Annotated in this window: 8 protein-coding genes; all 8 read left to right on the top strand. The window is 64.7% G+C overall.

Annotated elements, in window-relative coordinates; translation table 11 throughout:
- Nucleotides 1–127 precede the first annotated feature (127 nt).
- Nucleotides 128–1,282 carry an MFS transporter gene (locus HLH28_RS16100; protein WP_182961077.1) on the top strand — a complete coding sequence of 385 codons (1,155 nt, stop codon included), beginning with the start codon at nucleotides 128–130 and terminating at the stop codon, nucleotides 1,280–1,282.
- Between the two features lie 189 nt (nucleotides 1,283–1,471).
- On the top strand, nucleotides 1,472–2,002 hold the full coding sequence (locus HLH28_RS16095; protein ID WP_182961075.1) for a DUF3576 domain-containing protein: 531 nt from the start codon (nucleotides 1,472–1,474) through the stop codon (nucleotides 2,000–2,002).
- A gap of 136 nt (nucleotides 2,003–2,138) precedes the next feature.
- Nucleotides 2,139–4,754, top strand: a complete 2,616-nt coding sequence (gene leuS, locus HLH28_RS16090; protein ID WP_182961073.1) for a leucine--tRNA ligase — start codon at nucleotides 2,139–2,141, stop codon at nucleotides 4,752–4,754.
- A gap of 4 nt (nucleotides 4,755–4,758) precedes the next feature.
- Nucleotides 4,759–5,505 carry a hypothetical protein gene (locus HLH28_RS16085; protein WP_182961071.1) on the top strand — a complete coding sequence of 249 codons (747 nt, stop codon included), beginning with the start codon at nucleotides 4,759–4,761 and terminating at the stop codon, nucleotides 5,503–5,505.
- Nucleotides 5,502–6,518 (top strand): DNA polymerase III subunit delta, encoded by a 1,017-nt coding sequence (gene holA, locus HLH28_RS16080; RefSeq protein WP_182961069.1) that lies wholly within the window; start codon nucleotides 5,502–5,504, stop codon nucleotides 6,516–6,518. Before HLH28_RS16085 ends, holA begins: the two co-directional genes overlap by 4 nt.
- A 447-nt stretch (nucleotides 6,519–6,965) precedes the next feature.
- Entirely contained in the window at nucleotides 6,966–8,234 is a 1,269-nt protein-coding gene (locus HLH28_RS18415) for a glycosyltransferase 61 family protein (protein WP_182961067.1), read from the top strand.
- Between the two features lie 237 nt (nucleotides 8,235–8,471).
- Nucleotides 8,472–9,353, top strand: a complete 882-nt coding sequence (locus HLH28_RS16070; RefSeq protein ID WP_182961065.1) for an FkbM family methyltransferase — start codon at nucleotides 8,472–8,474, stop codon at nucleotides 9,351–9,353.
- 335 nt (nucleotides 9,354–9,688) lie between these two features.
- On the top strand, nucleotides 9,689–12,515 hold a 2,827-nt coding region (locus HLH28_RS16065), incomplete at its 3' end, for a tetratricopeptide repeat protein (RefSeq protein WP_182961063.1).

The raw sequence follows: 12,515 nt of genomic DNA, 5'->3' as shown, positions 1-12,515 counted from the left end.
AACGTCGCTACCCACATGCTTCGATCCGCGGCCGCATGAACACTCTTTTCAAGCGAAACGGAACAGAGAAGAAGGACGTCCGCATCGCCCCTTCCTGTGCGATGCCCCTTCTCCGGAACCCATCATCGTGCCCCTGCCCCTCCTTGCGCTTGCCTTGGCGTCCTTCGGTATCGGGACGACCGAGTTCGTCATCATGGGCCTGCTGCCGCAATTGTCCGCCAGCCTGCATGTGTCGATTCCCGCCGCGGGACAGCTTGTCTCGGGCTATGCACTGGGGGTGACGGTCGGCGCGCCGATCGTGGCCGTCGCCACCGCGCCGCTGCGGCGCAAGACTGCGCTGCTGGTGCTGATGGGCATGTTCATCTTCGGCAACCTCTTCTGCGCCCTGGCGCCGGGATATGGCCTGCTGATGGTGGCCCGCGTGATGACCGCATTCTGCCACGGCGCATTCTTCGGCACCGCCGCCATCGTGGCGGCCGACCTGGTGCCCCGTGAAAAGCGGGCACAGGCGCTGTCCCTCGTCTTCGCCGGGCTGACGCTGGCCAACGTGTTCGGGGTGCCGTTCGGCACGGCACTGGGCCAATGGGCAGGATGGCGCGCAACTTTCTGGGCAGTGTGCGCCATCGGGGTCGTGGCCCTGCTGGCGATCGCGGCGCTGCTGCCGGGCGGCGACGGGCATCCGCCCGCCCGCGTCCTGGCCGAACTGCGCGTGCTGCGCCGGACGCAGGTGCTGCTGACCATGGTGATCTCGACCGTCTGCTCTGCCAGCCTGTTCAGCGTGTTCACCTATATCGCCCCGTTCCTGCAGACCCGGGCCGGCCTGTCGCCGCATTTGGTCACCATCGCCCTGCTGCTGTTCGGGGCCGGCATCACCATCGGCAACCTGCTGGGCGGCCGTCTGGCGGACTGGAAGCTGCTGCCGTCGGTGATCATGACCCTGGTCGCTTCGATCGTCGTGCTGCTGGCCTTTCTCGTGACCAGCCGGATGGCGGTGCCGGCGATGGCGACGCTGTTCCTGTGGGGGGTGATCGTCTTCACTCTCATCCCGCCGCTGCAATACCGGGTGGTGCAGCAGGCGGCCGAGGCGCCGAACATGGCCTCCACGCTCAACCAGGGCGCCTTCAACCTGGGCAATGCCGTAGGGGCCTGGATCGGCGGCATGGTCGTGCCGACCGCATGGTCATATGGCGGGCTGCCGGTCGTGGGCGCGGCCCTGGCGCTTCTGGCACTGCTGCTGGTGCTGTGGGCGCAGGCGTCCGAATCCGGGACCGCACAGGCCTAGCCGGATCCCCGCGCCGACAGGAGAAAATCGAGAAAATCGCCGGGCGACTTGGCGGGGCTGGCGGGCCGGGATATGAAGGCGGCATCTAAACCGGCAGGACCGTGGCACGCTCGTCGCCGAAGCAGGCAGGATACGCCACGGCGGCCGGTCCATATACGGGTCCATACCCGAGGGGGCCACAGGGGCATCATGACCGTTCGACCGCCATTCGTCGCCATTCGCCGTGCCCTCTCGCCATGGGGGCGCGTGCGTTCCGCCATGCTCCTCGTCCCCGTCATGGCCGGTCTGTCGGCCTGCTCGGGCTCGTCGCACCGCGGCGATACCGGCCTGGCCCTGCCCCGCAACCACCTGATCAACGAAGACCGGTCGGCGAACGGCGGCGACGACCAGCTCGCCAACAACGGCGTCAATGCCTATCTGTGGCGGGGCGCGATCGACACGCTGTCCTTCATGCCCTTCGCCTCGGCCGACGCCGTCGGCGGGGTGATCCTCACCGACTGGTACACTCCGCCCGCGACGAAGAACGAACGGTTCAAGATCACGGCGTATGTCCTGTCGCGCAACCTGCGGTCCGACGCGATCCGGGTCTCGGTCTTCCGTCAGGCCCTGACGGATGGGCAATGGATGGATACGCCGGTCGCGCCGAACACCGTGTCGGACATCACCTCCAAGATCCTGACCCGTGCGCGGCAGCTGCGCGCCGACGGCGGCGGCCACTGATCCCGTCCCCCGTCCCGGCGCGCGTGTACCGGGACGGGGCCACGACCTTTCCGTTCCGCACCGGTGACCCGGCCGCGCGCCTGGCCGCCCTTCCCTTCTTCCGCCTATCAGGGCCCACGCGCCCCGGACCGAAATCATGACCGAGATCTCCCCCGCCCCATATGATTTCCGCACCGCCGAGCCGCGCTGGCAGGCGGAATGGGAACGGGCGGGGGCCTTCGACGTGCCCGACGTCCCCCCCGCCGACCGGCCGAAATATTACGTGCTGGAGATGTTTCCCTACCCGTCGGGACAGCTCCACATGGGTCATGTCCGCAACTACACGCTGGGCGATGTCGTCGCGCGCTACAAGCGCGCGCGCGGCTATTCGGTCCTGCATCCGATGGGGTGGGACGCGTTCGGCCTGCCCGCCGAAAACGCGGCGCGGGAACGCGGCGTGCATCCGCGCATCTGGACGCTGGATAATATCGCCACCATGCGCGGAACGCTCAAGCGCCTGGGCTTCTCGTTCAACTGGGATCGTGAAATCGCGACCTGCCTGCCCGATTATTACGGCAAGCAACAGAAGCTGTTCCTGGACATGCTCCAGGCCGGCCTGGTGGAACGGCGCGAAAGCTGGGTGAACTGGGACCCGGTGGACCACACCGTCCTGGCCAACGAGCAGGTCGTCGACGGCTGCGGCTGGCGGTCGGGCGCCCTGATCGAAAAGAAGCAGTTGTCGCAATGGTTCCTGCGGATCACCAAGTTCGCGCCCGACCTGCTGGACGGCCTGTCGCACCTGCCGCGCTGGCCGGACCGGGTCCGCACCATGCAGGAACGCTGGATCGGCCGGTCGGTCGGCGCGCGCGTGCGCTTCGCGCTGCACAGCCCGCCTGCCGGGTTCGACACGGACCTCGATTCCGTCGAGGTTTTCACCACCCGTCCCGACACGCTGTTCGGCATGGCCTTCATCGCCGTCGCCGCCGACCATCCGCTGGCCGCCCGGGTCGCGCAGACCAACCCCGAAGCCGCCGCCTTCATTGCCGAATGCCGGCGCCTGGGCACGTCCGAGGAAGCGATCGAAACCGCGGAAAAGCGCGGTTTCGACACCGGCCTGCGCGTATCCCATCCCTTCGCGCCCGATCAGACCTTCCCGGTCTGGATCGCGAATTTCGTACTGATGGAATATGGCACCGGGGCAATCTTCGGCTGCCCCTGCGGCGACCAGCGCGATCTCGATTTCGCCCATGCCTACCACTTGCCGTTCCGCCCGGTCGTGTTGCCGCCCGGCGAGGACGCGACGAATTTCACCATCACCGGCAAGGCATGGGATGGCGACGGCACGCTGTTCAACTCCGGGTTCCTCGACGGGCTGGACACGGTCCAGGCCAAGGCCGAGGCGATCACCCGCCTCGAAGGGATGGGCGTCGGCCGGGGCGTCGTGAACTGGCGCCTGCGCGACTGGGGCATTTCGCGCCAGCGCTACTGGGGCTGCCCGATCCCGGTCATCCATTGCGCGTCCTGCGGCGCGGTGCCGGTGCCGGACGACCAGTTGCCGGTTGTCCTGCCCGAGGACGTGACGTTCGACCGTCCCGGCAACCCGCTGGAACATCACCCGACGTGGAAACATGTCGCCTGCCCCCGTTGCGGGGCCGACGCCACGCGTGAAACCGATACATTCGACACATTCGTCGACAGTTCCTGGTACTTCACGCGTTTCACCGCGCCGCATGCCGCCGCCCCCACCGTGCGCGCGGCCGCCGACGGCTGGCTGCCGGTCGACCAGTATATCGGCGGCATCGAACACGCGATCCTGCATCTGCTTTATGCCCGCTTCTTCACCCGCGCGATGCGCGAGACCGGGCATGTCGGCCTGGACGAACCGTTCGACGGCCTGTTCACCCAGGGCATGGTGAACCACGAAAGCTACCGCGACGCCGATGGCAGCTGGCTGTACCCCGATGAGGTGGAACGTCGGGGAGACGGCGCCGTCCGCCGCGATACCGGCATGCCGGTCACGGTCGGCCGTGTCGAGAAGATGTCCAAATCCAAGCGGAACACCGTCGCCCCGGTCGCCATCATCGAACGGTTCGGTGCCGACACCGCCCGCTGGTTCGTCCTGTCCGACAGTCCGCCGGATCGCGACATGGAGTGGACCGAGGCCGGGGTATCGGGCGCCGCGCGATTCCTGCAGCGCCTGTTCCGTACGGTCCGCACGGTGGCCGAGACCGTACCCGACGTCGCGGCACGACCCGAAACCCTGTCCGACGCTGCCGACACGCTGCGGCGCATCACCCATCGCACGATTGCATCGGTGGGCGACGCGCTGGACGGATTCGCCATCAACGTCGCCGTGGCACGCCTGCATGAACTGACCTCCGCCCTTGCCGATTCCGAGCGCACGGCAGGACAGGACGGCATGGATTTCGCCCGCCGCGAAGCCGCGCGGACCCTGTGCCTGCTGACGGCCCCCATGGTTCCACACCAGGCCGAGGAAATGCTCTCGATCCTGGAGCCCGGCCAGGCGCCGGCCGTTCAGCGCGCATGGCCCGAAACCGACCCGGCGCTGCTGGTCGCCCGACAGGTGACCATCGCGATCCAGATCATGGGCAAGCTGCGCGCCACGATCGATGCCCCCCCCGATGCCCCGGCCGCCGACATCCTGGCGCAGGCCGAGGCCGAACCGAATATCGCGCGCCTGCTGGACGGGCGAAAGATCGTCAAGCGCATCCACGTGCCCAACCGTATCGTCAATTTCGTGATCGCGGGCTGACCGGATGATCCTTTCCCCCTTGTCCCGCCAGACCTGCCTCCGGTACGCATACCGGACCGTGGCGGCGGCTGTGCTACTGGCCCTCGGGGGATGCGGCTTTCAACCCTTGTACGGCAGCAGCGGCGAAACGGCGGATGGGGGTACGATTCCGGATAAGCTGCGACAGGTCTATGTCGCCGGCATTCCGGAACGGTACGGCCAGGAACTGCGCCTGTTCCTGCAACAGGACATGGCCGGATCGGCCCCCGAGAACCCGACCGGCTATACACTGCAGGTCAGTTCGTTCGTCATGAACGAAAGCCTGGACATCCATCAGGACAATACGTCGGGCCGGACCCGCGCCACCGGCCACGCCCACTGGATCCTGCAGACCGTGGCGCCGGCTCCGGTCGTGCTGGCACAGGGCGATGCCCAGGCCATGGACGGCGAAAACGAAACCTACGAACAATATTTCGCCCAGAACCTGAACCAGGCCACACTGGCCCGGCGGGTCGCCAATGCGCTGGCCGAACGGATCACCCAGCAGGTCGCGATCTGGTTCCGGACCAAGGCCCCGCCCCCGCAGCAGCACGTGGCAGGCCCGCGGCCCAGCTATGTCGACCCCAACGTCATGCCCAATTCCAGCACCGACATACAGGAGCAATCGGTGGGCGAGGACGGCATGCCCGCGATGGCGATCGGGCGCACCAACCCCAACCCCTCGGGCACGAGCGAGAGCCAGCCCGCGAACGGAACGATAGGCAACCAGTGAAGGTCGACGCGCGCTCGGCCGCCCGCATCCTGCGCGAACCGGGGGCCTTGCGCGTCATCCTGCTGCACGGCGACGATACCGGCCTGGTCCGCGAACGCGCCCGCACGGCCGCCTTGGCCGTGGCGCCCGACCTGGACGATCCGTTCCGGGTCGCCGTCCTGGACCGCGACGCCCCCGACCGGCTGGAAGAAGAGGTCTTCGCGCTGTCGCTGACCGGGGGGCGGCGCGTCGTCTGGGTCCGTGACGCCACGGATGCGATGACGGCCCCCCTCAAGCACTGCCTGGGACAACCCTCCGATACGCTCGTGATCGTCGAAGCGCCTGGCCTGGCCTCGCGCTCGCGCCTGCGCACGCTCGTCGAGGCCCATGCCGAAGCGGCCGCCATCGCGTGCTATCCCGAGGAAGGCCGGGCGCTGGAGGCATCGATCCGCCAGATGCTGGCCGCCGAGGAAATCCGGATCGACCCGGACGCCCTGTCGTGGTTCGCCGGCCTTCTGGGCCCGGACCGCGCCGCCACGCGGGGCGAGGTGGAGAAACTGGCCCTCTATGCTGGCCGGGGCGGACAGCTTTCGCTGGATGACGTGCGCACCTGCATCGGCGACGCCGCAGGCGTGTCGCTGGAGGACGCGGCCTTCGCCGCGACGGCCGGCGACCGGGCGGCGGCCGACACGGCCATCGAACGCGCCCTGGCCGAAGGCACCAGCCCCATCGCCATCGCACGCTCGCTACTCTCGCACCTGCACCGTCTGCGCCGGGCGCGAATCGCGATGGATTCGGGGCAGAGCCGTGCCGATGCCATGCGCGGCCTGCGTCCCCCGGTCTTTTTCAAACGCACCGAAGCCTTCGGCCAGGCCCTCTCGCTCTGGACCGCCGACCGCCTGATGGACGCCGCCGAGCAGACCCAGCATCTGGAACGGGAGTGCAAGCAGACCGGCGCGCCGGACCTCACCTTGTGCCGCCGTCACATCGCCCGCCTGGCCGGCACCGCGATGATGCTGCGGCGGGAACGATAAGCCTTCCGCTCGTCACACATCGGCTGATCGCCCCTGCCCGTCCCTCCCCGCCCGGAAACCTTGGCGACGAACGCTTGCCCGAATCCCGGTGGTCGTCTAGACAGGCATCTGTGTGTCCGCGTAGCTCAGCAGGATAGAGCACAGGATTCCTGGTTCAAATTGGGCGTCGCGGTGGGAAACCTCGTGACGGATCTGCTCAAATTCGGGGAACGCTGCGGCCGCGCGCCATGCCGATCCCGAGCCAAGCCCGGCTCCGGCCGGGAAGGTGTAGAGACTGGACGGGCAGCACCTAACGGCCCTCGGGCCCAAGGTGAAGGGACAGTCCAGACCACGAACGCCATCACCCGATGGCGGCGGCGAAAGCCGAAGTGGGATGAATCCTGGGGCCGTGGGTTCGAATCCCGCCGCGGACACCACATACCCCGCCAATTCTGACAGGTCCTACATGTGTCTCAGCCCCCGGACCTCGAAAAATTCTTCGCCAGGATCACCCAGGACCCACCGCTTGCCCGGCGCTTACGCCCTGCCATCAACCGTTTACTGGGACACGATGATAGAGCCGATCTGTCGGATCTCTTCTCCGATCATTATCTTGCTAACCATCCGGAACTGACACGACCTGACATCCGTTCGCCTGATATTCTGGATATTCGGCACGTCGCCGAAATCGTTCCGCTGACTGACGCCTGGACCGCGGAACTACCACCACCGAATTGCCTGACGCCCGAACACCCGCAGGCCCTGCCCGACCATGTGACGGCGCGTCATCTGCCTGCGATCGACGGATATGTGTCGAATGTCTCCGGCTTCGAACTGTCATTTCGCCACGATCTGCCCACCTGTCTGCGGCGGACAGAGGACGGACGCAATGTCGTCGTTCCGCTGTCCAGCCCCGGTCACGACGGCCTGTATCTGCAAGGAGGCCTCGCGGCCCTGAAGGGCGAGCGGATCCATATCGAACGGGTAGCGATGATTCACGACCATTTCGTGGGCAATAATTACTGCCACTGGGTGCTGGATTGGCTTCCGCGGCTCCATCTGCTGGAACAGACGGGCGCCAACCTGCGGGACCATACCTTCGTCTTTCCTCGTGCCCTCGCCCCCTTCCAGCGACAGAGCCTGGACGCCCTGGGAATCGGACCCGGGCAGATCATCGAAATCCCCAAAGATCCGGACCAGACACACCGCCCGATTGTCGCCTTCCGCCACTTTGTCGCGACATCCACGATACGATCGTCGTACGCCCATGCGTTGCACGGCGGGGCCCGATGGGCCGCTGATTTTTTGCAAACCCGGCTGGCACGGCGCATCCGACCCGCGGGAATTCGCAATATCATCATCGAACGCCGGCGCACCCGCCGCCTGATCCTGTCCCGCGCCGACCAGCGTCGATTGAGCCGCAATGGCTTCGTTTCGATCGATCCGGAAACCCTGACCCTTGCCGAACAGATCGCCCTCTTCCGGGGGGCTAGGCGCATTATCGCTGCCCACGGGGCCGGTCTGGCCAATCTGGTTTTCTGCCGTCCCGGTGCCCGCGTGCTGGAAATCTTTCCTCCCGATTACTCAACCCCTGCCTACTGGCTGACGGCCGTCGCCGCAGGGATGAAATACAGTTGTGCCGTCGGCACGCGCGTCCTACGCCCCGATGTGCGACATATCCGGGATCATGACATTCTTCTTTCTCATGACGTCTTGTCCAAATGGATGATCTCTTGAAAGAGGAACGCCGATTTTTATTGGATTTAATATTTCAACACGCGCCATTCAATTCATCATGATACATTCGTCTCCGAAATAATTTCTTTCGGAAACGATTTGGCCCGACGAAGCTCTGAGCGCTCCGCACTCGTCCTTCCTTTGCAACCGGGCGCCCCCCAGCCGCAATCCTTTCACGAGGACGAAATTCATGCTGTTGTTAGCAGCTAAGACAGTCGCCGGACGAACCCTATCAAGTTGGAAAAAGATTCCGGCAAAATGACGCATTTTACCGAAGAGACCGCAATGGCTGAAAGAACGACCCCCTCGGACCTCGCTGCATGGGAACTCGACGGCAGCCTTCATGAGGCCGAAGGACTGCGTCTGTTCCTTGCAGACAATGACCGTCTCCAGCACCGACTGATCAACCAGGGCATGCACGAACCGGCGGAAACCGCCTTGATGGGGAGTGTTGTGCAGCGAGGATGGACCTGCCTGGATATCGGCGCCAATATCGGATGGCATAGTCTGCTTCTCGGCCGCCGGGTGGGGCCGGAGGGATGCGTACATGCCTTCGAACCGATGCCAATCAGCCGCACGCGGCTGCTGCGCAATATCGAATTGAACAATGCCAACAATATCGTCGTCAGTCCGCTTGCGCTTTCAAGCAAGGCAGAGGTCAGCCATCATGCGATGATGGCGGGCGTGCCTGTCCTGGAAGGACGGTTGAATCTGGGGGGCTGGAGCATGAAAGACCCCGTGAACGGCGCAGCCGCCGATACGGTCGAAGTCCATTCAACGACTCTGGATCGCTATGTCGCCGAACAGGGAATCAAGCATGTTCATTTCATCAAGATGGACATCGAGGGATACGAAAGCCGCGCCCTGCAAGGGGCCCACGCCGTCATTTCCAAGAACCGACCCTATATCGTCATGGAAGCGACATATGACGGCGACGATCGCACACGCGGCAATGTCGAGAAGCAGCTGAACATCCTGATGATGGCTGGCTATACGATCTGCGTCATCCGCAAGAACCCGTGGCCACATATCAGGTCCTTCCCGAGGCCTGATTTCCAGACCCCGTTTCATGTCAATCTGTTCTGCTATCATGGACCGAAATGTGATGCGCATCCGTGAAAGAGACGGTCACGGGGAACGGCGATCGGCTGTGGCAGGCAGTCCGGCCGACGCGCCTACCGATAATATATCTCGCGAACGCATCGATAACGAATGCGACGTAAACGAAGCCACTCCATGTCGCAGTAGAATAGGAAGGGCGTGGGGCGCTTCCCCTCCCGAATCGTACCTGTACCTGCACGAATCAAAAAACTGTGTCTTGGTGTGAATAATGGCCTGACATTTGGGGGCTATGCGCGTCGACAAATCCGACCCTCATCCTGACAGAAAGCACCCATCGCGATTTGCGCCGGAAGCCTGTAGAGTGTGAATTGCAAGCTAAGGAGTTCCGGGTATTGACAAGCCATTTCCCGACCGTTTCCCCTGACCCGACGGATCTTCGCGCAACCACTCAGGCCGCATCCTTGTCGATGGCCAGGGGTGATCTCGAGACCGCGGCGCGGATCATTCAGGCAGCCATCGACCATAACGACCGTCCGGTCGGAATGCTGCTGCGACTGGCCGATATCCGGCAGAGACAGGGTTATTTTGATAAAGCCGGATCCTTGCTGCGCGAGGCCATTGCCTCGCAGCCGACCGTGCCGGACGGTCATTTCCAGATCGCCAGATGGTATCTCGCCACCGGCCGAGTAGACGAGGCCGTTGCCTCCGCCGCGCGGGCGGCGGAATTGTCGTCCGAACCCGCCAAGGCGCTGCGCCAGTTCAGCGGGTTGCTGATTGCCGCCAACGATCTGCCACAGGCCCTGAAGCGGGCGCAGGAAGCCGTCGCCCTGGCGCCGATGGACCCGTATAGCCACCAAGCGGTTGCCCAGGTGCATTTGCGGCGACAGGATTTCGCCGCCGCCGAGGCGGCATTGGCACGGGCGCTTGAAATCGCGCCGCAGGATCCGTTTCTTCTTCGCGGGATGAGCGATGTAGCCGCACGAGACGGCGACGTGTCGCGGGCGCTCACCCTGGCCCGTAGCGCACTCAGTCACGATCCTCAATCCATTCCGTCTCATCTGCATCTCGGGCGTCTGCATATGCAGGCCGGAGAACTGGAGGAGGCGCAAAATGTGCTTACGCGCGCACTCGCCCTGCAACCCGAGCATATCGGCGCGCTGAGGCAACTGAGCGACATCAAGGCCAGGCAATTCGACCTGAAGGCCGCGCTGTCCCTGCTGGACCGGGCGATGGCGCTTGCCCCGCGCGACGCCATGATCGCCAGCGCCAAGTCCGGCCTGCATATCCGTGCCGGAGAGTTGCAGGCAGCCGAGGATGCCGCCCGGCAGGCCCTGGCATTGTCACCCGCCTCGCCCCAACTGAAACAGCGACTGAGCGACGTTCTGGCACGTCAGGGCAGAATGCCGGAGGCTCTCCAGCTTGCCGAAGCGGCGGTAGAGGCCGCGCCTGCGGATATCGGCAGCCTGTTTCACCTCGTCAACCTTCATACCAACGCGGGTCGACTGGATACGGCTGCAAGCCTGATCGAACGGGCGATGGAACGCTCGCCAAACGACGTGATGGTGCTGCGTCGCGCATCGGACCTCGCCCGGCGCCAAAGCCAGTTCCCCCACGCCATCGACCTGGCCCGCAAGGCCATCGCCCTGAATCCGCTCGATGCGTCGTCCTACCTCCATCTCTCAACCATCATCCTGTATTCAGGGGATCTGGCGGAAGCCGAGAGGGTGGCCGAACAAGCACTCGCCCTGCAACCCGAGCATGTCGGTGCACTGAGGCAACTGAGCGACATCAAGGCCAGGCAGTTCGACCTGAAGGCGGCACTATCCCTGCTGGACCGGGCGATGGCGCTTGCCCCGCGCGACGCCATGATCCCCAGCGCCAAGTCCGGCCTGCACATCCGTGCCGGAGAATTGCAGGCCGCCGAGGATGCCGCCCGGCACGCCCTGGCATTGTCACCTGCCTCGCCCCAACTGAAACAGCGACTGAGCGACGTTCTGGCGCGTCAGGGCAAAACACCGGAAGCGTTCCAGATTGCCAAAGCGGCGGTAGAAACCGCGCCTGCGGATATCGGCAACCTGCTTCACCTCGCCAACCTCCACGCCAACGTGAGCGATCTGGATATAGCCGCAAGCCTGATCGAGCTGGCCCAGAAGAACGCTCCCCGGGACGTGACCGTTCTACGCCGTGCATCGGATATCGCCCGACGCCGCAGTCAGGTTTCCCGTGCCATTGAACTGGCACAGCAGGCTATCTCTCTGAATCCGCGCGACATCTCATCCTATCTTTTCCTGTCAACCATTCTGCTACGCTCAGGCGACATGACAGGGGCCGAGGAGGCGATTTCCCGGGCCTTGGCTCTGCAACCCGATCACATCGTCTGCCTGAAGACGCTGAGCGACATCAAGGCCCGGCAATTCGATCTAGAGACGGCTCTTGCCCTTCTGGATCGGGCTATCGCGCTCGATCCGCACGACGCAATGATACCTAGCATGAAAGCGGGCCTGCATGTCCGGAGCGGCGATCTGCAGGCGGCCGAGGAAGCCGCCGAGACGGCCCTGGCCATAGCGCCGGAATCGTTCCTGCTCCAGCGCCGGTTGAGCGAGGTCTTGATACGGCAGAACAAGATGCCGCAAGCCTTCCACTTTGCCGAAGCCGCGGCGGAGAGCGCGCCCTCGGAGGTTGGCAATCTTCTGCACCTCGCGAACCTGCATATGCGTTCGGGCCAGTTGGACATGGCGGCGAATCTGACCGAGCGGGCGCTGCAGATCTACCCACGGGATATCAAGGTCCTGCGTCGTGCCGCCGACATCGCCCGGCGCCGTGAAAAATTTCCGCAGGCCGTCGATCTGGCACGCCAGGCCATCGATCAAAATCCTCAGGATCCCGCTTCCTACCTTCTGTTGTCGGGCATTTTTCTGGAGATGGGTGAAACGGAGGCCGCCGAGACCCAAACGCGCGAAGCGCTGGCCCTGGCCCCCGATTATCCGCCGCCCATGGTTCGACTGGGCGAAATCGCCGTGCGACGGGGCGAACTGGAACCGGCGCTCTCATGGTTCCAGAAGGCAGTAGATACCGTCCTGACGCAAGGGTTGACGGATATCGCCGCATTCCGCCACCTTGCCGCGCTTTATAGCAATCTCGGTCAAGCCGATTGCGCCGAAGCCATTCTCCGTCAGGGCGCGGAAGCATTGGACAATGCCGATCTCATGACCCGTCTGG

Origin of the sequence: Gluconacetobacter tumulisoli, assembly GCF_014174155.1 — a bacterium.
Taxonomy (GTDB): Bacteria; Pseudomonadota; Alphaproteobacteria; order Acetobacterales; family Acetobacteraceae; genus Gluconacetobacter; species Gluconacetobacter tumulisoli.
Note: the sequence above shows the minus strand (reverse complement) of the source record. Positions and strands in the feature narration are given on the sequence as shown.